Here is a 24020-nt window from a genome sequence, read left to right as displayed (position 1 = left end):
TCCCCTTCTCTGTTCTTCGCCCAGCCTGTCGATGCCCCGCTTCCTGCGCTGGATCCTTGCCCTTGGCCTCGCTGCCGCTCTGGTGGGGGGCGCTGTGGTGCTGCTCCCCTTCTCCGACTGGCTCCCCGGCGGCACGGTGGGCGATGTGCCCGCCCAGCAGGTGGTCAACGGCACGGCATTCAACCGCCTGTTCCCGGCGGCCTCGCCGGGCGAAGAGCTGGTGTTCAGCCAGGAGAAGCGTGGCTTCAGCGAGGCCAGGCTGAAGCGAAGTGGCGAAGTGGTGGCGCTGTTGGCGATCTCCGACACCACCACCGCCCCCGAGGCCCGCGAGAAGTTCGCCGCCGCTGCTGACACCCTGGCCGGCTGGCCCCTGGTGGAGCAGGGCAGCCAGGCCAGCGCCGTGCTGGTGGGTGGCCGCTTCCAGGTGAAGGTGATCGGCCAGGGCGTCGGTCTCGATGCGCATGAGCGCCATGAGCTTCTGGAGAGCTTTGACCTCAAGGCCCTCGCTTCTGAGCGGCCCAGGCGGCTCGGCCCCTCGTCAAGCCCTGCCGCCACTGTCCCATCCCTTGCTCTGGTGCGCTGATGGCCCGCCCAACCGTGCTTGAGCGCCTTGAGCGTCTGCCCCGCCGGGGCCTCACCGTGCTGGCGCTCCAGGGCATCAGCACCCTGGTGCCCGGGGGGTGGACCAACCTCCGCAGCGCCGAGGACCTGATCAAGGAGGTGATCGGCGACGACGATCCTGCCCTGATCGCCCGCATCCGTTCCCGTGCCGATCTGCTGAGCCGTGCCCGCGGCGAGGGCTACGGCCGCGCGCTCAGCCTCTACGACGCCGTGAACCGTTCCCAGCACGCGGCCGGTGGGGTGCGGCTGCTCGCCAACGTGAGCGCTGGTCTGCCCTTGCTCAAGCGACTGGCAGATCTGACGCCGCCTGGCGACACCCTGCAGGCGGTGGATCTAAGCCTGAAGGTGGCGGCGGAGTTGCTGGCCTTCACCCAGGTCAATGGCCTGCCCGGCGACAGCTTCGGCGCCTTCGGCGCTGCCCTGGCCGACTATGCCGGTGAAGCGAGGGTGCGGATGGCTGCCTTGATCTGCTTCGATGCCCTGCTGCCGCTCGGTGATCAGGCTCTGCAACGCCTGGACGGCCTGCTGGGGGCGGCTGGCCAGAAAGATCTGCAGCGGCTGCCCTCCTACCGGCAGATGGCCGGTCTGATTCCGGGGCGCGGCGATCAGGCCCACCTCAGCTTTCTGCGCCGGGGCGTGGACCAGTGGCTGGGCTGGGCCGGCGGATTCACTGCTGAACTCGCCCTCACCGGCCAATCTGCCGTGCGGGCGATGGAATCAACGCTGGGACCGTGGCAGGGGCGACTGGATCAGTTCGCCGTGTTCCTGGACGCCTTTACCGACACCTATGCCCACACGGGTGTGCAGGCAGTGGCCCGCCGCCTGGTGGAACGGGCGGCTGCCGAAGTGTGAACCGCCGGAGTCATCGCTGCGGGAACGTGTCATGCCGGCGACAGGGGGGTGTGCCGCCGGCGATCCGTACTCAGTCGAAGCCGAGCAGATCGAAGATGTCCCGATCCTTGAGGGATTCGGCCTCCAGCGGTTCCACATCGCTGAGCATCTTCTGAGCAAGGCTCAGGTACTCCTGTTGCACCGCCTCCACTTCCGGGCTGGGTTCCATCTCAAAGATGGTGCACTTCTTCAGGCGTGATTTCCTGATGGCATCAACGGTTTTGAAGTGGGCCATCGTGCGCAGGCCCGTGCGCTCGTTGAACTTATCGATCTGGTCAGTTTCCTCCGAGCGGTTGGCAATCACACCACCGAGCCGCACCTTGTAGTTCTTGGCTTTGGCATTGATCGCCTGCATGATCCGGTTCATGGCGAAGATCGAGTCGAAGTCGTTCGCCGTGACGATCAGGCAGTAATGGGCATGCTGAAGGGGTGCGGCGAACCCACCGCAGACCACATCGCCCAGTACATCGAAGATCACCACATCGGTGTCTTCCAGCAGGTGGTGCTCCTTGAGCAGTTTCACCGTCTGGCCGGTGACGTAACCCCCGCAGCCGGTGCCAGCCGGCGGCCCACCCGACTCCACGCACATCACGCCGTTGTAGCCCTCGAAGACGAAATCCTCCGGCCGCAACTCCTCACTGTGGAAGTCCACGGTTTCGAGGATGTCGATCACCGTGGGCACCATCTTCTTGGTGAGGGTGAAGGTGCTGTCGTGCTTGGGATCGCAGCCGATCTGCAGCACCCGCTTGCCGAGCTTCGAAAAGGCGGCCGAGAGGTTGGAGGAGGTGGTGGATTTCCCGATCCCCCCCTTGCCGTATACCGCAATCACCAGGGCGCCGGTCTCGATGTTCATCGAGGCGTCCTGGTGCACCTGCAGGCTGCCTTCGCCGTCTTCAACGCGATTGGTGGGAGTCGTGAGCGTGGCTGTCATCAGCGCGATCCTTGCCTTGAAACGGGGCCGAACAATGGCTTGGTTCCATGCAAGGTCAGCACGGCCAAGCGTGTTGGCGCATGGTGCAAACCGAAACATCTCCCGGCTGCTCTGCGCTCAATCCCTCACTTGCTGTAATGCGCCTTGGCGTCATAGAGGACCTCTTCGGTGATCGCCACCAACCCGTGCTCACGGGCGAAGGTTTCGGTGTTGGTTTTCACCTTGCCACGCACGAAAAAGGGGATCTTGCGCAGGGCGGCTTCGCCGTCGGCGCTCCAGACCGCGACGCCTTCGGACACTGAGGGAGGTGCCAGTGTGGCCGTGGCGCCCGCTGCTCCAGCGCCATTGCCGGTGCCGTTGGCCGCCGCTGCCAGGGACGTCCCGGCCACCGCGGCCTGGACAGGCTCGGCTGCCGCAGCCTGACGGGGCGGCGCTCCCTCAGCCAGATGACTGCGGTGCCCTTCGACGAATTCGAAGTCGTGGCGGAACATGCCGATCAGGTGTTCCTCCAGGCCCATCATCAGCGGGTGTACCCAGGAATCAAAGATCACGTTCGCCCCTTCCCAGCCCATCTGCGGGGCGTAACGGGCCGGCACGTCCTGCACGTGCAGCGGAGCACTGATCACCGCACAGGGAATGCCCAGCCGTTTGGCGCTGTGGCGTTCCATCTGGGTGCCCAGCACCAGCTCCGGTGCGGCCTCTCCCATCGCCTTCTCCACGGCGAGGTAGTCATCGGTGATCAGGGCTTCCAGCCCCAGGTCCTTGGCTGCGGCCCGCACCTCGCGGGCCAGCTCGCGGCTGTAGGTGCCCAGCCCCACCACCGTGAAGCCGAGCTCATCGGCGGCGATGCGCGCAGCGGCGATCGCGTGGGTGGCATCGGCAAAGATGAACACCCGCTTGCCGGTGAGGTAAGTGGAATCCACCGAGCGCGAGTACCACGGCATCCTGGAGCGCAGGTCGGCCTCGTTGGCTTCGGGCGCTTCCAGATCGAGCACGGTGCTCAGTTCGTCAAGAAACCGCCGCGTGGCTCCCACACCGATGGGCACGGTGCGCACCACCGGCGTGCCGAACTGACGCTCCAGCCAGCTGCAGAGTGGCCCGGCCACTTCCGGATACAGGCAGACATTGGCGTCAGCTTCCGGCAAGCGCAACAGATCGGCAGGCCTGGCGCCCATCGGTGCCACGACGTTCACATCGATGCCGTGTTCGCTCAGCAGGCCGCGGATCTCCTTGATGTCGTCGCGGCAGCGGAACCCGAGCAGGCTCGGTCCGAGCAGATTCACCCGCGGCCGACGGCCTTCGGACCGCCAGCGATCGGGTGAGGGCCGCGGAGTTCCGGGCGCCGGCACCTGCTCGCGCAGCAGGCTGCGGCAGAGCTGATAGAGGGTTTCGGCTGCCCCCCAGTTCTCTTTCTTTGAATAGGCGGGCAGTTCCAGGTTCACCACAGGCACGCCGAGATTCATCCCACCGGCAAGCGCACCCGGCTGGTCCTGGATCAGTTCCGCCGTGCAGCTCTCGCCCACCAGCAGGGCTTCGGGCTGGAAGCGATCCACCGCCTGCTGGATCGAACGCTTGACCAGTTCAGCTGTGTCACCGCCGAGGTCGCGGGCCTGGAAGGTGGTGTACGTGACGGGGGGACGGCGATCTCGCCGCTCGATCATCGTGAACAGAAGGTCGGCGTAGGTGTCGCCCTGGGGCGCATGCAGCACGTAGTGCAGCCCTTCCATCGAGGCGGCGATCCGCATCGCGCCCACATGAGGGGGGCCTTCGTAGGTCCAGAGGGTCAGTTCCATTTCAGGAGTTGGCGGCGGTGCAGCGGACGGGCAAACAATTCGGCGAGATCGGCGGCCTGGTCGATGCCGTGGATGGGGCTGAAGACGAGCTCGATCGACCACTTCGTGGCGATGCCCTCCGCTTCCAGCGGATTGGCGATCCCCAGCCCGCAGACCACAAGATCGGGACGGGCGGCGCGCACCCGCTCCAGCTGCCGCTCCAGGTCCTGGCCTTCACTGAGCTGCGTGCCCTCCGGCAGCAGGGCCAGCTCTTCTGCCATCAGGGGGCGATCGAGATAGGGGGTGCCCACCTCCACCAGCTCCATGCCGCATTCGCGGCTGAGGAAGCGGGCCAACGGGATCTCCAGCTGGGAGTCGGGCATCAGGAAGAGACGCTTGCCTTCGAGTTGCTGCCGCAGTGGAGCCAGAGCCCGGCGGCCCCGCTCCACCAGCGGATCGAGCACCTCCGCCACGAGGCCGGGGTCGACACCGAAGGCGGCGGCGGCGGCGGCCATCCAGGCGCGGCTGCCCTCCACTCCCAGGGGGTAAGGGCTGGCGAGGCGGGTGGCGCCGCGGCGCTCCAGTGCCCGAACGGTGTCGCTGAGAAAGGGCTGGGCGAGCAACAGCTTGGTGCCGGGCCCAACGGCGGGGAGATCTGTCGACTGGCGTGGCGGCAGGCTGCGCACCGGCCCGACCCCCAGGCGCTCGAACAGGGTGAGGAAGCGGTCCTCGACGCCATCGGCCAGGGTTCCCACCAGCAAAAGCTGGCTTTCATCGCTGCTGGGCAGCAAGGGAACCAGCGCACTAAGGGCACCGTCTTCGCCCTGAGTGAAGGTGGTTTCGATGCCGCTGCCTGAGTAGTTCACCACCCGGACACGGCCGCGCATGCGAGTGTTGATCCGCTCTGCGGCCTTGGCCAGGTCAAGCTTGATCACTTCCGACGGGCAGGAGCCCACCAGGAACAGGGTGCGGATTTCGGGCCGGCGCTCCAGCAGGTCGTTCACCACCCGGTCGAGCTCTTCATTGGCATCGGCCAGGCCAGCCAGATCCCTTTCCCCCAGGATCGCTGTGCCGAAGCGGGGTTCAGCAAAGATCATCACCCCTGCCGCCGACTGCACAAGGTGCGCGCAGGTGCGGGAGCCCACCACCAGAAAGAAGGCATCCGGCATGCGGCGGTGCAGCCACACGATCGAGGTGAGACCACAAAAGACCTCCCGCTGGCCGCTTTCACGCAACAAGGGCGGCAGGGTTGGCGTCGAGGCCATGGGCACGGGTGTTGGTCCCTTCCTGGTTAATCCGTCCGGCGTCAAAGAGAGAGGAAAGCTGGCCACATCAGCGGTTTCCTTCACAGGGCGTAACGACCTGGAACCCATGAGCAGCGCTTATCGGGTTCACCATGGACGGTGATGGGAAGGGCCACCCAAATCGCTTGACGCAGGGGTACCCCGAAGAGCAGTGTTCCTAGCGAACCTCCTCCTCACAGTTCCGGAGTCGTCAATGGCGAATGAAACCATGGGCATCGCCCTCGGCATGATCGAGACCCGCGGCCTGGTGCCCGCGATCGAAGCGGCCGACGCGATGACCAAAGCCGCAGAAGTGCGTCTGATCGGTCGTGAGTTCGTCGGCGGCGGCTACGTCACCGTGCTGGTGCGCGGTGAAACCGGCGCTGTCAACGCTGCTGTTCGCGCTGGCGCTGACGCCTGCGAGCGTGTCGGCGACGGCCTCGTGGCAGCCCACATCATTGCCCGCCCGCACCGTGAAGTCGAACCGGCGCTCAACAGCAGCTTTGGTCTGGGCTCCAAGGACTGAGAGCTGAACCGCCCCTGAATCGAGGGCTGCCCAGCTTTCCCCTTCCCACCCGACCCACCACGAGATTTCCCCCATGAGCAAGAAGTACGACGCCGGGGTCAAGGACTACAGAGATACGTACTGGACTCCCGACTACGTTCCCCTCGACACCGACCTGCTGGCCTGCTTCAAGGTCACCGGCCAGGAAGGCGTTCCCAAAGAAGAAGTGGCTGCCGCCGTGGCCGCTGAATCTTCCACCGGCACCTGGTCCACCGTGTGGTCCGAGCTCCTCACCGATCTCGACTTCTACAAGGGCCGTTGCTACCGCATCGAAGACGTTCCTGGCGACAAGGAATCCTTCTATGCCTTCATTGCCTATCCCCTCGATCTGTTCGAGGAAGGTTCGATCACCAACGTGCTCACCTCCCTGGTGGGCAACGTGTTCGGCTTCAAGGCCCTGCGCCACCTGCGTCTGGAAGACATCCGCTTCCCGATGGCCTTCATCAAGACCTGCCCCGGCCCGCCGAACGGCATCTGCGTCGAGCGCGACCGGATGAACAAGTACGGCCGTCCTCTGCTCGGTTGCACCATCAAGCCCAAGCTCGGCCTTTCCGGCAAGAACTACGGCCGGGTGGTCTATGAGTGCCTCCGCGGCGGTCTTGACTTCACCAAGGACGACGAAAACATCAACTCCCAGCCCTTCCAGCGCTGGCAGAACCGTTTCGAGTTCGTGGCAGAAGCCGTGAAATCGGCGGAACAGGAAACCGGCGAGCGCAAAGGTCACTACCTCAACTGCACCGCCGCCACTCCTGAAGAGATGTACGAGCGGGCCGAGTTCGCCAAAGAACTGGGTCAGCCGATCATCATGCACGACTACATCACCGGTGGCTTCACTGCCAACACCGGTCTGTCGAAGTGGTGCCGTAAGAACGGCATGCTGCTGCACATTCACCGCGCCATGCACGCGGTGATCGACCGCCATCCCAAGCACGGCATCCACTTCCGGGTGCTGGCCAAGTGCCTGCGTCTCTCCGGTGGTGACCAGCTGCACACCGGCACTGTGGTCGGCAAGCTTGAAGGTGATCGCCAGACCACCCTGGGCTTCATCGACCAGCTGCGTGAATCCTTCGTTCCTGAAGATCGCAGCCGCGGCAACTTCTTCGACCAGGACTGGGGCTCCATGCCCGGCGTCTTCGCCGTGGCCTCCGGCGGTATCCACGTGTGGCACATGCCCGCACTGGTGGCGATCTTCGGCGACGATTCCGTGCTGCAGTTCGGTGGTGGCACCCACGGCCACCCCTGGGGTTCCGCCGCTGGCGCCGCAGCCAACCGTGTGGCCCTCGAGGCCTGCGTCAAGGCCCGCAACGCCGGTCGCGAGATCGAGAAGGAGAGCCGCGACATCCTCATGGAAGCCGCCAAGCACAGCCCTGAGCTGGCCATCGCTCTCGAAACCTGGAAGGAAATCAAATTCGAGTTCGACACCGTCGACAAGCTCGACGTCGGCTGATTTTCCCCAGTCCGTTCTGGCGGTGAACCTGTTTCACCGCCACTGCGGAGCTCCTCTGAACCTTCCCCTCCACTTCAAGGACCCCCATGCCCTTCAAGAGCACCGTGGGTGACTATCAAACAGTCGCCACCCTGGAGACCTTCGGCTTTCTTCCGCCGATGTCCCAGGACGAGATCTACGACCAGATCGCTTACATCATTGCCCAGGGTTGGAGCCCGCTCGTTGAGCATGTCCACCCCAGCCGTTCCATGGCCACCTACTGGTCGTACTGGAAGCTCCCCTTCTTCGGCGAGAAGGATCTGGGCGTGATCGTGAGTGAGCTCGAGGCCTGCCATCGTGCCTACCCCGATCACCACGTGCGTCTGGTGGGCTACGACGCCTACACCCAGAGCCAGGGTTCCTGCTTCGTGGTTTTCGAAGCGCGCTGAAGCGGTGTGGGTCCCGCTTCGGCGGGACCTCTTCCCCTTCCTTTCACTCCAAACGCTCCCAGTTCTGTTCAGTACCTCATCGCACGGTCGATCGGTCTGACGCTGCGCGCAAAGAACGTTCACTGGCACTTTCCTTACCGGGCGGATATGGCAACTCAATCCAGTCGCGAAGCGGCACTGGCACGTCGATTGGCACTTTCCACCGCCGGAAAGTCTGCTGAGAAGCGTTATTCCTCCAGCCCCAACCGGGTGCGTGGTGCTGCCGAAGCTCGCCCAGCCCGCACTGTGGAAGCGGCCCCGCCCAAACCTGCTGCCGTTGTCTCCGCTCCCGAGCGCCGCTCGCCTCGCTTTGAACAGCTCGGCGCCGCTCCCAGTGGATCCAGCCAGCGCTCGATTTCGTCGCGCATCGCCAACCCCAGCCGGGATCTGGTGCTGGCCCGCCGCGAAGCCCTCAGCAAGAAGGGAAAGCGCGCCGACACCAGCCGCGATCGCACCCGCAAGGAAGCGCCTTCCACCTCTGCTGCCGCCAAGCCAGCCGATTGCAAGTGCAAGGGCAAGACAGACGCCGCCGCTGCTGCGGCTGAACGCCCTGCGGCTTCAGACCAGTGGTCACTCGGCAGCAGCCGCACCGCCGGTCTTGGTTCCACTAGCTCTGCTAGCCGCAGCGACGATCGCCGCCTTTCCGGCAACCGCCGGGTGGCCCAGCACAACCCCAGCCGTGCCCGGGGCCTGGCCCGCCGCGAAGCCCTCTCCAAGCACGGAAAATCCGCCGCCACCAATGGCTCCAACGGCACAGCCGCCGTCGTGCGGCAAGGCAACCCCGAGATGAGCAGCCGCGAACTCGCCCAGCGCCTTCGCGACCTCAAGAGCAAGAACGGCGCCGGCGCCGTGGGTCCTTGCGGTGGCACCTCGCGGCCCTGCGGTCCCCGTCGTGGAGCCAACCGGCCCGTCGGCGCTCAGGACGCCACCTGGAAGGTGGGCGCCAGTGAAACCACCCGAGGTCAGGTGGTCACCGGCACGCAGGCCAATCGTTCCGAGAAGACCACCGGCAACGAGGCCAGCACCTGCCGGCCGGTCACCGGCACCGAATACATGGGCGCCGACGTCTTCCGCCTGTTCTGCCAGAACGAGCCCACCCCCCTGCAGCCCGCCAAGGTGCGCGTCACCGCTACCACCCATGGCAACCGCGTCACCGGCAACGAAGTCGGCCGCTCTGAGAAGGTCACCGGCGATGAGCCCGGTACCTGCAAGTTGATCACCGGCACCGAATACATCTCCGCTAACCAGGCGGCGGCTTACTGCGGCACCACCGGTTCCCCCAGTCCCCGCAAGGTGGGCCTCAGCCAGACCCTCGGTGGCCGCCCGGTCTCCGGTGTGATGGTGGGTCGCTCCGAGAAGGTCACCGGTGATGAGCACGGCGCCTCGGTACGCACCACCGGCACCCAGTACGTCGGCAACGACTCGATCGCCAGCCCCGGTCAGGCGCCGCCGAAGGTGGGCCAGGTGCACACCCTCAGGGGCACGGGCATCACCGGCACTCTCGTGGGCCGCTCCGAAAAGGTCACCGGCAACGAGCCGGGCACCTGCCGCCGGGTCACCGGTGATGAATACATCGGCAGCCAGCAGTACGAAGGTTTCTGCGGCGCGCGCCCCGAGCCGGAAGCGGCCAAAGTGGGCTTCAGCCTCACCGGCAAGCAGCAGATCGTCTCCGGCACCAACACCGGCCGCTCCTCCAAGGTCACTGGCGATGAGCCCGGCACCTGCAAGGCCGTCACCGGCACTCCCTATGCCGGCCTTGAGCAGGCTTCCGGCTGGTGTGCACCCGAAGCGGTCCGCACGATCCGCCAGAGAGTCCCCGTCGGCATGGGCACCCCAGGACCGCGCCTCAGTGGCCTTCAACCTGGCATCGGCGGCATCATGACCGGCGCCTCCAAGGGTGCCTGTGAGCCAGTCACCGGCACCCCGTACGTGGGCGCCGACCAGTTCAACGAGGCCTGCGGTGCTGCCGAGGGCCATGAGGCGGATTTCCCTCAGCCGCTCGACACCCAGCCCTGGCAACAGTTCAGCGTTCAGTCGCCGGCCCGCGCCGCCCATCAGCAGCGGGAACGAAGCCATGCCGTAACGGGAACCCGCTACGAAACCAGCGCCAGGATCACCGGCCCTTTTGATCTGGCCGGTGACAAAGTCACCGGCACCGAACAGTTCCGCTTCGACCGCCCCACCAGCCCCAGCGTGGTTGCCACCATCCCCATGGCCCGGCGCCTGGCCCCCGGCCCTGCGGTGGTTTCTGCTCCCCCGCTCGCTGAACCGGCAGAAGGCGAACGCCCGCTCTCACGGGTGACCGGCGAAGGCATCTCTGCCGGCCTGCACATCACCGGCGATGACTGGGACCGGGGCAAGCGTGTCACCGGCACGGAGGGAGCCTCGGCCCGCCGCCGCAATCCCACCCGCTCTGGTCCGATGTCGGCCATGGCTCCTGTTCAGCCGAAGCGCAACGACGAGATTGCCCAGCCCGTGAGCCGCGTGACCGGCTCCAGCGGTGGCACGGACAAGGGCTCCCTGATCACCGTTTCCGGTGGTGCCCGCGGTTGATGCTTCGTTTCGTCCCTTCGCTTGACTGCTGACGTTGGCTTCTTCGCGCCGCTATCCCTCCGTTGAGAGGCCTCTGGCTCCCACGGCTCCGCGGCGCCGTCAGGACCAGACCGGTATCCAGGCGATCGCGCCCGACTCACTCATGCGGGCGGCTCCACAGGAGTTGCGCTCGCTCGCTCCCGAACCCATCCTCCGGGCTGCCGATCCGCTGTCTCTGGCCCGCGCCAAGGCGGGCGCCCGCGGTCCGTTCCGTCCCACCCGGCCCATGCGCGGCCGTCGTCCGCTGCCAGCGGGGGCTCTCCACCCGCTCACCGATTCCGCTGCCAACGAACGCCTGCACGCCTACGACACCCAGGTGAAGGGGGCCTTCGACCGCATCGTGCCGGTGCTCAAGCGGCTCTCGGCGCTTCAGCACGAACCCGATTTCATCGCCCAGGCCCAGCAGCACGCTGCCGCCGAACTGGGCTTTGAGCTGCCCCTGCCCATCCTGGAGTCGGCCTGGGTGCAGCAGCTCGACATGCGCACCCTGTTCGCATGGTGCGTGTTCGAAACTTATGAACAGGTCAGTGGGGCTTTCTTCCGTGAAGACCCACTCGAAGCCCAGGATGGAACCCCGGCGGCTGAGGCCTTCAATGCCTTCCTGCTCGCGTCCGGTTTCCATCTGCTCGATGTGACGCCCTGCGCCGATGGGCGTCTGGCCCACGCCATCACCTACGCGCTGCGCCTGCCGTTCAGCTCCGTGCGCCGCCGCCCCCACGCCGGCGCCCTGCTGGATGTGGAGAACACGGTGGATCGCTGGGTGAAGACTGAGCACCTGCGTTACCGCGAGGGTCGGCCGAATCCCGCCCACGAGCCCACCCGCTACCTCAAGGTGGCGATGTATCACTTCAGTTCCCGCGATCCGCTGCACGAGGGCTGCGCCGCCCACGGCTCCAATGATGTGCTGGCCGCCGCTTCTGCCCTTGCCCGCCTCCGTGACTTCCAGCAGGCGGTGGAGAACAGCTTCTGTTGCGGCGCTTCGGTGGATCTGCTGCTGATCGGCATGGACACCGACACCGATGCCATCCGCGTACACGTTCCGGCTCAGGATGGGACCACGGATCTGGAGCGCTGGCTGGATGCCCGCCAGGCCTACGACGACACCCAGGCCCTGACTCCTGAGGCTGCCCGCCACAAGCTGCTCTCACTGGTGCGCCAAGCGGCTCCCGGTGAACCCGACGACGGCATGGTGGCACTGGTGGCCCGGCTTCTGGAGCACAATCTTTCCCAGATTGATTATGTGCGCACTTATCACGAGGGAGCCTATGTGGACGCTGGCCATGCCGAACGCTTCATCGGTGTTGGCATCGGTTTCAAGGAGATTCATTTGCGTAATCTCACTTACTTCGCTCACATGGACACCCTGGAGGAAGGCTCTGCAGACATGGATGTGGGCGTGAAGATCTTCAAGGGACTGAATGTGTCACGCGGACTGCCGGTGCCAGTGGTGGTGCGTTTTGATTATCACGGCAGCGTGCCGGGGGCTCGGGATCGGGCCATCCAGCATTGCCGCCGCACAGACGCGGCCATTCGCAGCCGCTACAGCCAGCTGTGTGCGGAGGGATTGCTGCAAACCCTGCTGACCGTGCGCGACCGTGATCAGCATGCCCCAGCCGAAGCCGTAGGGTCTTCGATCAGCTTCGGCACGGGAGGAGGGCACTGAGATGTTGATCTGCAAAGTGCTCAAGCCTCTGGTGGCCACCAATCGCATCGCTGAGTTCGAGCACAAGCATCTTCAGGTGGTGCTGGATGGCAGTTCCCAGAAAGTGGCGGTCGATGCCGTTGGCTGCATTCCCGGTGACTGGGTGATCTGCGTGGGTAGCTCTGCTGCCCGGGAAGCAGCCGGTAGTAAGTCGTATCCCAGCGATCTCACAATCGTGGGCATCATTGACCACTGGGATCCTGAATCTGGATCGGCCGAACGGAGATCTGCCTGATGGAGATCATGCAGGTCACCGGATCGCTTGTCTGCACCCAGCGGATCGAAGGTCTGCGTCACTGCCACCTGCGGGTGCTGCGCAACACCAAGGGCAAGCTCAGCGTGGCGGTCGATCCCATCGGCGCCCTGCCCGGCAACTGGGTGTTCACCGCCAGCGGCTCTGCAGCCCGCTTCGCCACCGGTAATCCCGACATCCAGACCGATCTGACCATCGGCGGGATCATCGACCTGTGGGACCCGGACGGTTGACCCTTCCCGCTCCAACTTCCATACCGTCCGTTCCTGCTGCCCCATGGCCACCCCCTCCTCCCGCCAGCCCTCGTCCCGCCGCACATCGCCCGCCGCTGCCGTGACCCCTCCCTCCACGACAACGGCGTCAGCGGATCCGGCCAAGGCCTTGCCTGCCGTCACCCCTGCGGCGGCCGCGCCATCGGCTTCAGCGGCCACTGCAGCCCCCGCACCCACACCCCAGGCAGCGGCCCCAGCCGCCAGCAGCACCCTGCGTCCAGCAGCGCTGCTCCAACGGTGGCTGCCGCGGCTTCGCCGTCGGCTGTTTCCTCCGTGTCGGCTGGAGAAGCGTCCCCGCCGATCACCGTCCCGGCGAAGGCGATCGCCACCAGCAGCCCGGCCCGTTCGGCGCCGGTCCGCTCCACCAGCCGCCGCAGGGCGCCGTCCACACCCACCCCCGGCGAGCGACCCCCTCCCGCGCCGCCACCCCCTCCTCTGCCAGCCGCGGCTCCTCCCGCGGCGGCAGCGGCACCCCCCACCCCATCCCCTACTGAGAGCACAGCCATGGCCTCCACACCGACCGGCATCGCCCTCGGCATGATTGAAACCCGCGGCCTGGTGCCGGCGATCGAAGCCGCTGACGCCATGACCAAAGCAGCTGAAGTCACCCTGATCTCCCGCGAATTCGTGGGCGGCGGCTACGTGACCGTGATGGTGCGTGGTGAAACCGGCGCTGTGAACGCTGCCGTGCGCGCCGGTGCCGATGCCTGCGAACGGGTGGGCGATGGCCTGGTGGCGGCCCACATCATTGCCCGCCCCCACTCCGAACTGGAGCCCGTGCTGACCTTCAGCGGCGCCCTGCGCAGGAGCTGATCATGCAGGCCGGTACCCATCCCCGGGTGCTCGGCTATCTCGGCCGGGCCCTCAGCCTGGAGCTCTCCGCGGTTCAGCAGTACATGACCCAGGCGTCACTGCTGAGCCTCTGGGGCCATGAGGAAGCTGCAGAGCGCTTCAGGCTCGACACCGCCGAGGAGATGCAGCATGCCCAGCGCCTCGTGGAGCACATGCTCCTGCTTGGGGTGGCTCCGGCCGCTTCGCAGCTCACGCCCGTGAGCGTTGCCGGCGACCTGGTCGGTCTGCTGCGGCGCAATGCCGAGCTCGAGCAGCGCCTGGTTGATCACTACGGGGAAGCCAGCCGTTTCTGCGCCTTGATCGGCGATACCGCCAACGGCCATTTCTTCCACCGCCTCTGGACGGAAGAACGCCTGCATGGTGAGCAACTGCACGACTGGCTCCACCAGTTGCTGGGCGACCAGCGCGCTTTCGTGAATCAACGCGCCACTTTCTGAGTGTTCGGCCCCCAGGCGGGCTTGGCACAACAAGACTGCTGAACGGTCCACGTCCCAACCCACCCGTCGCGCCACCTTGCTCACGGTCGCCGCTCCGCACCTGATCATTCAGCTGGCCTGGCTGATTCCTCTGTATGGCTTCGTCGGCGTCGTGCTGTCGCTGCCGTGGGCCTGCGGCTGGATTCGCCGCGATGGCCCCAGGCCGGCCGCGTACCTGAACATTCTCGTTTCGCTGGTGGCCTTCCTGCATGGCAGCGCCGTGCTGGCCGTCGTGCTGCGTGAAGGCCCCTTCGCGATCACGGTGCCCTGGTTTCAGGCCGCCGACCTCACCCTCTCGCTCAGCTTCGATCTCTCGCTCACCAGCCTGGCCAGCCTGGAGCTGGTGACAGGGCTGAGCCTGCTGGCCCAGTTCTTCGCGCTCGGTTACCTCGACAAGGAGTGGTCGCTGGCGCGCTTCTACGCCCTGGTGGGATTTTTCGAGGGGGCGATGGCGGGGGTGGTGCTCAGCAGTTCGCTGTTTCTCACCTACTTCCTGCTGGAGATGCTCACCCTCTCCACCTACCTGCTGGTGGGCTTCTGGTATGCCCAGCCGCTGGTGGTGACGGCCGCACGCGATGCCTTCCTCACCAAACGGGTGGGCGACGTGCTGCTGCTGATGGGGGTGGTGGCGTTGTCGGCGTGGGCGGGGGTGATGCGCTTCGACGACCTTTACAGCTGGGCGGCAGGGGCACAGATCAGCCCGCTGGCGGGCAATCTGCTCGGCCTGGCGCTGATCTCCGGGCCACTGGGCAAGTGCGCCCTCTTTCCGATGCACCTCTGGCTCGATGAGGCGATGGAGGGGCCGAATCCAGCTTCGATCCTGCGCAACTCGGTGGTAGTCACCTGCGGCGCGCTCGTGCTGCTGCGCCTGATGCCGATCCTGCAGCTTTCGCCCCTGAGCCTGGCGGCGTTGGTGGTGCTCGGCTCGGTCACCGCCATCGGCGGTTCGCTCGTGGCCATCGCTCAGGTGGATATCAAGCGAACGCTCTCCTATTCCACCAGCGCCTCGATGGGGTTGGTGTTCATTGCCATCGCCATGCAGCAGCCAGGTATTGCCCTGCTGTTGCTGTTCGCCCATGCCGTCGGCAAGGCACTGCTGTTCATGAGCATCGGTTGTGTGATCGCCACCACCAACTGCCAGGACCTCAGCGAACTGGGCGGTCTGGGTCGGCGCATGCCCGCCACCACCTGCGCGTTCCTGGTGGGGGCGGCAGGTACCACCGGCCTGGTTCCCCTCGGCTGCTTCTGGGCGCTGGGTCTGGATGTGCAGGCGATGCTGCGCAGCGCTCCCTGGCTGGCGGCGATCGTGCTGCTCGCCAACGCGCTCACCGTGCTCAACCTCACGCGGGTGTTCCGGCTGGTGTTCCTCGGCGCGGCCCAGCCCAAGACTCGCCGCACCCCTGAGGTGAACTGGCAGATGGCCCTGCCGATGGTGAGCCTCACCGTGCTGGTGCTGGTCACACCGCTGATCATGGTGGTGATCGACCCGGTGCCCGGCCTGGCCTCGTTCTCGCTGCCGGTGGCGCTCTCGCTGCTGCTTACCAGTGCCGGCGCCCTGGTGGCCGGCTGCCTGCTGCCGCTGCGCAAGGGCTGGTCGGTCACGATCCTGCGGCCGCTGCGCCTGCTGCAGGATCTGCTCGCCTACGACTTCTACACCGATCGGATCTACCGGCTCACGATCGTGGCGCTGGTGGCGGGGCTCTCGCGTGCCGCCGCCCGCTTCGACCGCGATGTGGTCAACGCTCTGGTGAACCGGGTGGGCAGCCTGTCGTTGGCCAGTGCCGAAGGCCTCAAGCTGAGCGTCAACGGTCACACCCAGACCTACGTGCTCACCGGGACCGTGGCGATCGTGCTGCTGCTCACCTCGCTCTCCTGGGTGGTGCGATGACCCTTCCTTCCGAACAAGTGCCGCCATGTTGAGCGGTCTGCTGCTGATCCCGCTGCTCGGTGCCATCGCCCTGCTGCTCTGGCCCGGTGAGGTGAGCGGAGAGCGTCTGCGTCGCACCTGCCTGGCGCTGCTGGTGTTGCAGGTGGCCTGGTCGCTGCGGGTGCTGTGGCAGTTCGACCCCGCCATTCCCGGCCTGCAGCTCGAGGAGATGGCGCCCTGGGTTGGCAGCCTTGGCCTCGACTACCGGCTCGGCATCGACGGCCTTTCGCTGCCTCTGGTGCTGATCAATGGGGCGCTCTCGCTGGCAGCGGCGCTGGTCACGTCCACCTCCACGCCGCGACCCCGCCTCTACTACGCCCTGCTGCTGCTGATCAGCGGGGCGGTGAACGGCGCCTTCCTCGCCCAGAATCTGCTGTTGTTCTTCCTCTTCTATGAGCTGGAGCTGATTCCGCTCTGGTTGCTGATCGCCATCTGGGGTGGCAGCAACCGCGCCTATGCGGCCACGAAGTTCCTCCTGTTCACCGCCGTGTCCGGTGTGCTGATCCTTGGCGCCTTCTTCGGACTGGCGCTGGCCACCGGCACGGCCGATTTCAGCCTGCAGCCGCTGCTGGGCCAACAGCTGGGTATGGGCCTTCAGCTGCTGCTGATGGGGGCCCTGCTGGTGGGGTTCGGCATCAAGATCCCGCTGTTTCCATTCCACACCTGGCTGCCGGATGCCCACACCGAGGCCTCCACGCCGGTGTCCCTGCTGCTGGCCGGGGTGCTGCTGAAGCTCGGCACCTATGGACTGTTGCGCTTCTGCCTTGGCCTTTTCCCCGATGCCTGGCAGTTGATGTCTCCATGGTTGGCGGGCTGGGCCGCGGTGTCGGTTCTGTTCGGCTCGCTGGCTGCGATTCAGCAGCAGGACATGAAACGGATGGTGGCCTACAGCTCCGTGGGCCACATGGGCTACGTGCTGCTGGCAGCTGCCGCTGCCACTCCGGTGAGTCTGCTGGGCGCGCTCTTTCAGATGGTGAGCCACGGCCTGATCTCCGCGCTGCTGTTCCTGCTGGTGGGGGTGGTGTACGCCACCACCGGCACCCGCGACCTGAACGTGCTGCGTGGCCTGCTCAACCCTGAGCGGGGTCTGCCGATCACCGGTTCGCTGATGATCGCCGGGGTGATGGCCAGTGCCGGCATCCCCGGCATGGCGGGCTTCATCTCCGAATTTCTGGTGTTCCGCGGCAGCCTGGTGCCCTTCCCGCTGGCCACCGTCCTGTGCATGGTGGGCTCGGGCCTCACGGCGGTCTACTTCCTGCTGCTGGTGAACCGGGTGTTTTTCGGTCGCCTTTCCCCTCCGGCCGACGACGTCGACACGCCCTTGCCGGCGGTGCCCCTGGCCCGACAGATCCCTGCACTTGCGCTCACGGTGGCGGTGCTGCTGCTCGGGGTGGCGCCGCAGGGACTGGGCACCCTTGCCACGGCCACCACGACGGCGATGAGCCGGGCGCCGCACAGCCTGGCGGCTCTGCCTGCCCCGGTGGTGCCTGATGGCCTGGTCGCCGGGGGGAGGGGGCGATGACCCGTCAGCCTGAAGCGGCAGCGATGCTGGAGCGCCTGCTCGCAGGGGTGCCGCTGCTCGATCACTCCGCCGAGCATCTGCTGGAGGTGGTGGCGGTGCTGGAGAGCTATGGGGAGGTGCTCGATGCCTACAGCCGCAACCTCATCCACCAGGCCCAGCGCGAGTTTCTCAATCCCTTCCCGGTGCTGCGCTTCCTCAACGGGGAGGTCACCCCGCAGCGGCTCTGGCGCCACCTGATCCACGACCGCATCAACTTCGAATACGCCGAGTATTGCCAGCGCCTGATGCTCTGGCATGGCACCGGCGGCCTTGATGCCTACCTCGATTCGCCTGCCTTCCAGCAGCATTGTGCCGTGGTGATCGGCCACAAGCGCCGCCGTGATCCGCTGCTGGCCCTGCTGGATCCTCTGTTCCCGGAGTTCCTGCCTGAGCTGATCCGCTCGGCGGCCACCGCCAGCGCGCTGGGCCAGTTCTGGCGGGTGATGAGCGATCTGTTCCTGGATCTCGCCGCCTCCCACCGCCGCGGTGAGGTCGCCACGATCGCCGCTGTGGTGGCCTTCATCCGCGAGGGGCTGGTGGCGGCTGCCGGCCAGCCCATCTGCTACACGGTGGAGCTCGATGGTGTGCCCTTCGAGATCCTGCCGCCTGCCGCCGGCCTCACCTTCCTGAGTGATGTGGCGGTGCCCTACGTGGAGGCGGTGTTCCTGCGGGGCAGTCCGTTCCTCGGCACGGTGTCGTTCAACGCGCAGGCGCGCCAGATCCCGATCGATCAGGCCTGTTTCCAGTACGGCGCGCTCTATGCCGATCCACTGCCAACCATGGGTGCGGGCATTCCGCCCAGCCTGCTGATGCAGGACATGAGCCGCCATCTGCCGGCGGCGTTGCTGCAGGTGTACCGCAGCCGGGGCCGGGGGGAGGGTGATCTACGCGTGAAGATCTGCGCCAGTTTTCAGAAGGCGATGTTCTGCGTCACCAATGCGGCGATCGACGGCACCTTTCCCCACCCGCTCTCCAGCAGTGACCCAAGCGAACAACAGGCCAACCGGGCCTATGCGATGGCCTGGATCGAGCGGTTGCGGGTGGCGCGCATCGACTGCCTGCCTGACCGATTGGCCGCCGCGGCTGGATGATTTCCCTGCAGTAGGTTTCCCAGATGGAGCAACCCTGGACCCATCGGCAGCGACCCGAACGTCTGGAGCGGCGGCTGGAATTCGGCGACTACGAAACCACCCGCGTCTTCCTCGAGCAGCTCAACGATCTGTCTGAGCGGAGCGGCCGCTTTCCGGACATCAGCTTCGGGCGCACCTACGTGAATCTCACCCTGCGCAGCGAAACAGAGGACGGCCCGATCGGTGAACCAGAAACCGCGTTCGCCGAGGCCATCGATCGTCTCGTGCCCTGATGGCCCCCTCCACCGTCGGCCCCAGCTCCGATCCGGTGATGGCGGATGACACCCCGGTGGATCTGCGGGCCGCCTACGAAGGCACCGGTGTGGGTGATGTGCTCGATCAGCTCGACCGTGAACTGATCGGGCTCAAGCCGGTGAAGATGCGGATCCGGGAGATCGCCGCCCTGCTGGTGGTGGAGCGAGCCCGCAAGCAGGTGGGGCTGGCCACGGCGGCCCCCAGCCTGCACATGTCGTTCACGGGGCATCCAGGCACGGGCAAAACGACTGTGGCCGAGAGGATTTCCGAAATCCTGCACCGGCTGGGGTATGTGCGCAAAGGCCATCTGGTCACGGCCACCCGTGATGATCTGGTGGGCCAGTACATCGGCCATACCGCCCCCAAGACGCGGGAGATGCTCAAGCGGGCCATGGGTGGCGTGCTGTTCATCGATGAGGCCTACTACCTCTACCGCCCTGAGAATGAGCGCGATTATGGCGCTGAGGCGATCGAGATCCTGCTGCAGGTGATGGAGAATAACCGTGATGATCTGGTGGTGATCTTTGCGGGCTATAAAGACAAGATGGATGTCTTCTATCAATCGAATCCCGGCCTATCTTCCCGTGTAGCCAACCATATCGACTTCCCGGATTACACTGCTCCGGAGTTGCTGGCCATCGCCAAGCTGATTCTTGCCGGAGAAAGCTATCGCTTCAGCGATGAGGCCAGCATCGCTTTTTCTGATTATATCCAGCGGCGTATGTTGCTGCCGTTTTTCGCCAATGCCCGCTCGATCCGCAATGCCATCGATCGGGCCCGCATGCGTCAGGCGAACCGGCTGTTCAACCACATGGGGCGCGGCCTCACCAAGCGGGATCTGATCACGATCGAGGCGGAAGACATCACCGCCAGCAGTGTGTTCCAGGGCCGAGTCGAAGGCCTCGATCGCAGCCTGCCGCTCACCTGAGCCAAGGGCCGATCAGCGGCTGCGGATTGGCGGCTGCAGATCACCACCAGCTTCTAGCGTCGGCGGCGGCCGTCGATCTGCAAGAGATCACGCACCTGCTGCAGCTGGCGGGCCAGGGAAGGATCGCTGGCCAGCTTCTTCTCCACCTGCTCCACGGCATACATCACGGTGCTGTGGTCCTTGCCGCCGAACACATCGCCGATGCGGGGCAGGCTCAGATCGGTGGTCTGGCGCATCAGATACATGCCCACCTGGCGCGCCTGGCTCACGGCCCGCTTGCGGCTGCTGCTGCGCATCTCCTCGATGCTGACACCGAACACCTCGGCCACCTTCTCCACCACCTGCTGCGGCGTCACCACCACCTCGTTGCCCACCGGATCGAGCATTGGCGCCACCGATTCCACCGTCATCGGCAGACCGGTGATCGAGGCGAAGGCCACGGCCCGGGTGAGCGCCCCCTCCAGCTCCCGGATGTTGGAGGTGAAGCGGCCCGCCAGGTACTGGATCAGGTCGCGCGGCAGGGTCATGCGTTCCTGCTCCGCCTTCTTGTGCAGGATCGCCATGCGGGTCTCCAGGTCCGGTGTCTGGATGTCGGCGATCAGGCCCATCGAGAAGCGTGAGATCAACCGCTCCTGCAGGCGGGGAATCTGGCTGGGGGGGCGATCGCTGGCGATCACGATCTGGCGCCCCGCCTCATGCAGGGCGTTGAAGGTGTGGAAGAACTCCTCCTGGGTGTATTCCTTGCCTTCGATGAACTGGATGTCGTCCACCAGGATCAGATCGGCGGCCCGGTAGCGGTCGCGGAATTTCTGCATGCCGTCCTTACGGATCGCCTGGATCAGGTCGTTGGTGAACGACTCTGTGGATACGTAGAAAACGCGCGCGTCCGGGTCGATCTCGACGCGGTAGTGGCCGATCGCCTGCATCAGGTGGGTCTTGCCCAGCCCGACCCCACCGCAGAGGAACAGGGGGTTGAACTCCCGCCCCGGCGCCTCCGCCACCGCCAGCGACGCCGCATGGGCCATGCGGCTGTTGGGCCCCACCACAAAGCGGTTGAACACATAGCGGGGGTTAAGCCCCGGCGCCGGCCGCCTGGGTGTTTCACCGCTGGCGGTCGCCGCCAGCACCGGGGCGCCGGAGGACGGGCCCGCCATCGCCCTGGCACCGGCGGCCACCGGCCCCCCTTCGCCGGCCATGGCCTCCGGCAGCCCATCAGGGCTCTGCTCAGGGACCGTCTGGGCGGTGGACACCTCTACGGCGACGCCGTGCCCGGCGAGCTCAGAGGCGACGGCGGCAATGGTGGTGAGGTAGTTCTTGCGCAGCCAGCCACAGGCGAAGCTGTTCGGCGCTTCCAACTGCAGCACCCCGTTGCTGAAGCCGGCACAGCGGGCTGGACGGATCCAGGTTTCGAAGGTGGGCTTGCTCAGATTGGCCTGAAGCGAATCCTGAACCCGGTGCCACAGCTGATCACCCTGCTGCACCACCACCCCAACGCCCGGGGGCCGAATATAGGCAGAGACCTTCCAGGCGGGCGGCCTCCGTTGAGGCGCATCCTGACCTGGCTTGCCCGCCCACGATGTCCCCTGTCCGCCTCCCCCGTCCGCGCCGGTTTCCACGGGCTGGCCTCACTGCCGGACTGCTGGGAATCGCCATGAGCGGCTGCGCGGTGAGCCTGCCGGACCTGCCCGGCTTGCCCCAGCTGCCGCAGCTCCCCCGGAGCGACCGTGCTCCCGCACTGCCGAAGGTGAGCGATGCGCCGCCGGCAGGGCCGCTGCAGACCGGCAACAGCTTCATCGTCAATGCGGTCGAAAAGGTGGGTCCGGCCGTCGTGCGCATCGACACGGTCAAGCGGGTGGTCAACCCGCTGGGTGGCCTGTTCGGGCGTGGTCCGGCGATTCAGCAGCAGCAGGGGCAGGGCTCGGGCTTCATCACCCGCTCCGACGGGGTGATCATCACCAACGCCCACGTGGTGGAGGGGGCCAACGAGGTGTCGATCACGTTGCCAGACGGGCGCAGCTTCACCGGCAAGGTGCTTGGCAGTGATCCGCTCACCGACATCGCCGTGGTGAAGGTGGTGGCCCAGGGGCTGCCAGTGGCGCCGCTCGGGGATTCCGCCCGCGTGAGGCCCGGGGAGTGGGCGATCGCGATCGGCAACCCGCTGGGGCTCGACAACACCGTCACCGCAGGGATCATCAGCGCCATCCAGCGCACCAATGCCATCGGCGAAGGCCAACGGGTGCCCTACATCCAGACCGACGCGGCCGTGAACCCCGGCAACAGCGGGGGGCCGCTGATCAACGACCGGGGACAGGTGATCGGTGTGAACACCGCCATCCGCCAGGCGCCCGGTGCCGGCCTCAGCTTTGCGATCCCGGTCAACCTGGCCCGTCAGATCGCCGCCCAGATCCTGGAGAAGGGCCGGGCCTCGCACCCCTACATCGGTGTGCGCCTACAGGCGCTCACGCCCCAGCTGGCGCGCGAGATCAACGCCACCTCCTCTGAGTGCGAGCTGCCGGAAGTCCAGGGCGTGGTGGTGGTGGAGGTGCTGCCCCGCAGCCCCGCCGAGCAGGGGGGGCTCAAGCCCTGCGACCTGATCGAACAGGTGGACGACAAGGCCGTGCGCAGTCCTTCCGAGGTGCAGGTGGCGGTGGATCAGGTGCGGGTCGGCAGCGACATGACCATCAGGGTGCGCCGTGGCAGCCAGACCCTCACGCTCAACATGCGACCGGCGGAGCTCAAGACTCCTGGATGAGCGAGGCTGAGCCGGCTCCCTCACCCAGGGGGCAGCGTGTTCTGGTGGTGATGGCGCGCTGGCCCGCCCCGGGCCGCTGCAAGCGGCGCCTGGGGGCCAGCATCGGCGCCGTTTCGGCGGCCCGCATCCAGCGCCTACTCACCGCCCACACCCTCGTGGTGGCCGGGGCTCTGGCCGCTGCCGGCCGCTGCTCCACGCTGCTGGCCGTGGAGGGGCTGGGCAGGCGGGCGGCAGGGCGCTGGGGGCGCGGCGCAGGCCTTGAGGCAGTGGTGCTGCAGGGGAAGGGCAACCTGGGCGTGCGCATGGCCCGCCAGTTTCACCGCGCCTTTCGCGCCGGGGCCCACCGGGTGGTGCTGATCGGCACAGACCTGCCGCTGCTGGAGGGCGCGGATCTGGCCGCTGCTTTCGTGGCGCTGGAGCACAGCCCCCTGGTGCTGGGCCCCGCCACAGATGGCGGTTACTGGTTGATCGGCCTGCGCCGGCCCGAACCGGCGCTGTTCTGTGGCATCGACTGGGGCTCGTCGGCGGTACTGGATCAGACCCTGCATCTGGCCCGCCAATGCGGTCTGGAACCCACTCTGCTGACGCTGCGCAGCGACCTCGACCGCGTCGGCGACCTGGCGCCATGGCACAGCTGACGGCCGCCGCGCCACCGGGGGGGATCGCCGTGGTGATCCCCGTGCGCAATGAGGCGGCCCATCTGCCTCTGCTGCTGGCCGATCTGTCGCTGGCGCCACCGGGGCTGATCAGCGAACTGCTGGTGGTGGATGGAGGCAGCTCCGATGGCAGCGGCAGGCTGGCGCGGCTGGCCGGTGCGGCGCTGCGGCAGGTCGCCGGGGGCCGGGGAGCCCAGCTGGTGGCGGGAGTGGCCGCCACGGAAGCCCCCTGGCTGCTGCTGCTGCATGGCGATCTGCGTCTGCCGCCGCGCTGGTGGGAGTCAGTGCGGGCGGCGCTGGGGCAGGCCGAAGCCGCCTGGTACTTCCGTCTGCGGGTGCAGGAGCCGGGCCTGGCCCTGCGGCTGATGGAGGCGGCCGTGGAGCTGCGTAGCCGCTGGGCGTGCATGCCCTACGGCGACCAGGGGCTGCTGCTGCCGCGGCGCCTGCTGGAGCGGGTCGGTGGGCTGCGCCCTCTGCCCCTGATGGAGGACCTCGATCTGGTGCTGCGCCTGCGCCGGTGGGCGCCGGTCCGCTGCCTGGGACCTGTGGTGTGGGTGGAAGGCAGGCGCTGGCGGCGGCTGGGGGTGTGGCGCACCACCTGGCACAACGCGCGGCTCAGGCGTGCCTGGCGCCACGGCACCGAGGCCGGCGAGCTCGCCCGCCGCTATTACCAGCTTTGAGAGCGAG

23 protein-coding genes are annotated in these 24020 nt (G+C 66.7%); 19 read left to right on the top strand and 4 right to left on the bottom strand.

Features of this window, described 5'->3' with window-relative positions:
* Positions 1-31 precede the first annotated feature (31 nt).
* On the top strand, positions 32-583 hold the full coding sequence (locus ACXMDP_RS12165; RefSeq protein WP_259730797.1) for a hypothetical protein: 552 nt from the start codon (positions 32-34) through the stop codon (positions 581-583).
* Complete coding sequence (locus ACXMDP_RS12160) at positions 583-1473, top strand: hypothetical protein (protein ID WP_259730798.1); 891 nt, start codon at positions 583-585, stop codon at positions 1471-1473. The genes ACXMDP_RS12165 and ACXMDP_RS12160 overlap by 1 nt, the downstream gene beginning before the upstream one ends.
* A gap of 70 nt (positions 1474-1543) precedes the next feature.
* Here the strand turns inward: ACXMDP_RS12160 and bchL are convergent, their stop codons facing one another.
* The 3 genes from bchL to ACXMDP_RS12145 form a co-directional block, all read right to left on the bottom strand.
* Positions 1544-2443 (bottom strand): ferredoxin:protochlorophyllide reductase (ATP-dependent) iron-sulfur ATP-binding protein, encoded by a 900-nt coding sequence (gene bchL / locus ACXMDP_RS12155; RefSeq protein ID WP_094513214.1) that lies wholly within the window; start codon positions 2441-2443, stop codon positions 1544-1546.
* 125 nt (positions 2444-2568) lie between these two features.
* Positions 2569-4236, bottom strand: a complete 1668-nt coding sequence (locus tag ACXMDP_RS12150; protein ID WP_259730799.1) for a ferredoxin:protochlorophyllide reductase (ATP-dependent) subunit B — start codon at positions 4234-4236, stop codon at positions 2569-2571.
* A complete protein-coding gene (locus ACXMDP_RS12145; RefSeq protein WP_094513221.1) occupies positions 4227-5480 on the bottom strand; it encodes a ferredoxin:protochlorophyllide reductase (ATP-dependent) subunit N in 1254 nt (417 codons plus the stop codon). Before ACXMDP_RS12145 ends, ACXMDP_RS12150 begins: the two co-directional genes overlap by 10 nt.
* 232 nt (positions 5481-5712) lie before the next feature.
* Between ACXMDP_RS12145 and ACXMDP_RS12140 the strand changes: the two genes are divergently transcribed.
* The 14 genes from ACXMDP_RS12140 (at position 5713) to cbbX (ending at position 19925) form a co-directional block, all read left to right on the top strand.
* Positions 5713-6024 (top strand): BMC domain-containing protein, encoded by a 312-nt coding sequence (locus tag ACXMDP_RS12140; RefSeq protein WP_015107695.1) that lies wholly within the window; start codon positions 5713-5715, stop codon positions 6022-6024.
* Between the two features lie 73 nt (positions 6025-6097).
* Positions 6098-7510, top strand: a complete 1413-nt coding sequence (locus tag ACXMDP_RS12135; RefSeq protein WP_259730800.1) for a form I ribulose bisphosphate carboxylase large subunit — start codon at positions 6098-6100, stop codon at positions 7508-7510.
* An 86-nt stretch (positions 7511-7596) separates the two neighbouring features.
* The gene (locus ACXMDP_RS12130; protein ID WP_094513225.1) at positions 7597-7938 is read left to right on the top strand and encodes a ribulose bisphosphate carboxylase small subunit; all 342 of its coding nucleotides are present in this window, start codon (positions 7597-7599) and stop codon (positions 7936-7938) included.
* Between the two features lie 147 nt (positions 7939-8085).
* The gene (gene csoS2 / locus ACXMDP_RS12125; RefSeq protein ID WP_259730801.1) at positions 8086-10530 is read left to right on the top strand and encodes a carboxysome assembly protein CsoS2; all 2445 of its coding nucleotides are present in this window, start codon (positions 8086-8088) and stop codon (positions 10528-10530) included.
* A 265-nt stretch (positions 10531-10795) separates the two neighbouring features.
* Positions 10796-12232: a carboxysome shell carbonic anhydrase gene (locus ACXMDP_RS12120; protein ID WP_399233946.1), complete on the top strand. Its 1437-nt coding sequence runs from the start codon at positions 10796-10798 to the stop codon at positions 12230-12232.
* A 1-nt stretch (position 12233) separates the two neighbouring features.
* Positions 12234-12506: a carboxysome peptide A gene (locus tag ACXMDP_RS12115; RefSeq protein WP_094513236.1), complete on the top strand. Its 273-nt coding sequence runs from the start codon at positions 12234-12236 to the stop codon at positions 12504-12506.
* Positions 12506-12757 (top strand): carboxysome peptide B, encoded by a 252-nt coding sequence (locus tag ACXMDP_RS12110; RefSeq protein ID WP_094513240.1) that lies wholly within the window; start codon positions 12506-12508, stop codon positions 12755-12757. Before ACXMDP_RS12115 ends, ACXMDP_RS12110 begins: the two co-directional genes overlap by 1 nt.
* Before the next feature lie 360 nt (positions 12758-13117).
* Entirely contained in the window at positions 13118-13609 is a 492-nt protein-coding gene (locus ACXMDP_RS12105; protein ID WP_457767226.1) for a BMC domain-containing protein, read from the top strand.
* Between the two features lie 2 nt (positions 13610-13611).
* Positions 13612-14085, top strand: coding sequence for a ferritin-like domain-containing protein (locus ACXMDP_RS12100; protein WP_259730803.1), 474 nt, complete (start codon positions 13612-13614; stop codon positions 14083-14085).
* A gap of 76 nt (positions 14086-14161) precedes the next feature.
* Entirely contained in the window at positions 14162-16012 is a 1851-nt protein-coding gene (locus ACXMDP_RS12095; RefSeq protein ID WP_259730804.1) for an NAD(P)H-quinone oxidoreductase subunit F, read from the top strand.
* A 25-nt stretch (positions 16013-16037) separates the two neighbouring features.
* Entirely contained in the window at positions 16038-17573 is a 1536-nt protein-coding gene (locus tag ACXMDP_RS12090) for an NADH-quinone oxidoreductase subunit M (protein ID WP_255101228.1), read from the top strand.
* A complete protein-coding gene (locus tag ACXMDP_RS12085; protein ID WP_259730805.1) occupies positions 17570-18703 on the top strand; it encodes a CO2 hydration protein in 1134 nt (377 codons plus the stop codon). Before ACXMDP_RS12090 ends, ACXMDP_RS12085 begins: the two co-directional genes overlap by 4 nt.
* A gap of 23 nt (positions 18704-18726) precedes the next feature.
* Positions 18727-18975, top strand: a complete 249-nt coding sequence (locus tag ACXMDP_RS12080) for a 4a-hydroxytetrahydrobiopterin dehydratase (RefSeq protein WP_094513256.1) — start codon at positions 18727-18729, stop codon at positions 18973-18975.
* Entirely contained in the window at positions 18975-19925 is a 951-nt protein-coding gene (gene cbbX / locus ACXMDP_RS12075) for a CbbX protein (protein ID WP_233133041.1), read from the top strand. The genes ACXMDP_RS12080 and cbbX overlap by 1 nt, the downstream gene beginning before the upstream one ends.
* Positions 19926-19978: 53 nt before the next feature.
* Here cbbX and dnaA read toward each other — a convergent pair whose 3' ends face one another.
* Positions 19979-21406 (bottom strand): chromosomal replication initiator protein DnaA, encoded by a 1428-nt coding sequence (gene dnaA, locus ACXMDP_RS12070; protein WP_399233949.1) that lies wholly within the window; start codon positions 21404-21406, stop codon positions 19979-19981.
* 95 nt (positions 21407-21501) lie between these two features.
* Between dnaA and ACXMDP_RS12065 the strand changes: the two genes are divergently transcribed.
* From ACXMDP_RS12065 to ACXMDP_RS12055, 3 genes are read left to right on the top strand one after another with little or no spacing between them, the layout of a single operon-like run.
* Complete coding sequence (locus ACXMDP_RS12065) at positions 21502-22677, top strand: trypsin-like peptidase domain-containing protein (protein ID WP_259730806.1); 1176 nt, start codon at positions 21502-21504, stop codon at positions 22675-22677.
* Positions 22674-23315: a TIGR04282 family arsenosugar biosynthesis glycosyltransferase gene (locus tag ACXMDP_RS12060; RefSeq protein ID WP_259730807.1), complete on the top strand. Its 642-nt coding sequence runs from the start codon at positions 22674-22676 to the stop codon at positions 23313-23315. The genes ACXMDP_RS12065 and ACXMDP_RS12060 overlap by 4 nt, the downstream gene beginning before the upstream one ends.
* A complete protein-coding gene (locus tag ACXMDP_RS12055) occupies positions 23303-24013 on the top strand; it encodes a TIGR04283 family arsenosugar biosynthesis glycosyltransferase (RefSeq protein ID WP_259730808.1) in 711 nt (236 codons plus the stop codon). Before ACXMDP_RS12060 ends, ACXMDP_RS12055 begins: the two co-directional genes overlap by 13 nt.
* The last annotated feature ends 7 nt before the right edge of the window (positions 24014-24020 follow it).

The sequence above is a fragment of the Cyanobium sp. ULC065 genome, from assembly GCF_977927515.1.
This window is presented reverse-complemented; position numbering and strand designations above follow the sequence as displayed.

Bases quoted from the DNA above. Each gene is read 5' to 3' on its own strand.
- ACXMDP_RS12055 (WP_259730808.1), top strand. From the start codon at position 23,303: ATGGCACAGCTGACGGCCGCCGCGCCACCGGGGGGGATCGCCGTGGTG.
- bchL (WP_094513214.1), bottom strand. From the start codon at position 2,443: ATGACAGCCACGCTCACGACTCCCACCAATCGCGTTGAAGACGGCGAA.
- ACXMDP_RS12110 (WP_094513240.1), top strand. From the start codon at position 12,506: ATGGAGATCATGCAGGTCACCGGATCGCTTGTCTGCACCCAGCGGATC.
- ACXMDP_RS12090 (WP_255101228.1), top strand. From the start codon at position 16,038: ATGTTGAGCGGTCTGCTGCTGATCCCGCTGCTCGGTGCCATCGCCCTG.
- cbbX (WP_233133041.1), top strand. From the start codon at position 18,975: ATGGCCCCCTCCACCGTCGGCCCCAGCTCCGATCCGGTGATGGCGGAT.
- ACXMDP_RS12150 (WP_259730799.1), bottom strand. From the start codon at position 4,236: ATGGAACTGACCCTCTGGACCTACGAAGGCCCCCCTCATGTGGGCGCG.
- ACXMDP_RS12120 (WP_399233946.1), top strand. From the start codon at position 10,796: ATGCGCGGCCGTCGTCCGCTGCCAGCGGGGGCTCTCCACCCGCTCACC.
- ACXMDP_RS12085 (WP_259730805.1), top strand. From the start codon at position 17,570: ATGACCCGTCAGCCTGAAGCGGCAGCGATGCTGGAGCGCCTGCTCGCA.
- ACXMDP_RS12160 (WP_259730798.1), top strand. From the start codon at position 583: ATGGCCCGCCCAACCGTGCTTGAGCGCCTTGAGCGTCTGCCCCGCCGG.
- ACXMDP_RS12140 (WP_015107695.1), top strand. From the start codon at position 5,713: ATGGCGAATGAAACCATGGGCATCGCCCTCGGCATGATCGAGACCCGC.
- ACXMDP_RS12080 (WP_094513256.1), top strand. From the start codon at position 18,727: ATGGAGCAACCCTGGACCCATCGGCAGCGACCCGAACGTCTGGAGCGG.
- ACXMDP_RS12065 (WP_259730806.1), top strand. From the start codon at position 21,502: ATGTCCCCTGTCCGCCTCCCCCGTCCGCGCCGGTTTCCACGGGCTGGC.
- ACXMDP_RS12060 (WP_259730807.1), top strand. From the start codon at position 22,674: ATGAGCGAGGCTGAGCCGGCTCCCTCACCCAGGGGGCAGCGTGTTCTG.
- ACXMDP_RS12130 (WP_094513225.1), top strand. From the start codon at position 7,597: ATGCCCTTCAAGAGCACCGTGGGTGACTATCAAACAGTCGCCACCCTG.
- ACXMDP_RS12100 (WP_259730803.1), top strand. From the start codon at position 13,612: ATGCAGGCCGGTACCCATCCCCGGGTGCTCGGCTATCTCGGCCGGGCC.
- ACXMDP_RS12115 (WP_094513236.1), top strand. From the start codon at position 12,234: ATGTTGATCTGCAAAGTGCTCAAGCCTCTGGTGGCCACCAATCGCATC.
- csoS2 (WP_259730801.1), top strand. From the start codon at position 8,086: ATGGCAACTCAATCCAGTCGCGAAGCGGCACTGGCACGTCGATTGGCA.
- ACXMDP_RS12145 (WP_094513221.1), bottom strand. From the start codon at position 5,480: ATGGCCTCGACGCCAACCCTGCCGCCCTTGTTGCGTGAAAGCGGCCAG.
- ACXMDP_RS12135 (WP_259730800.1), top strand. From the start codon at position 6,098: ATGAGCAAGAAGTACGACGCCGGGGTCAAGGACTACAGAGATACGTAC.
- ACXMDP_RS12165 (WP_259730797.1), top strand. From the start codon at position 32: ATGCCCCGCTTCCTGCGCTGGATCCTTGCCCTTGGCCTCGCTGCCGCT.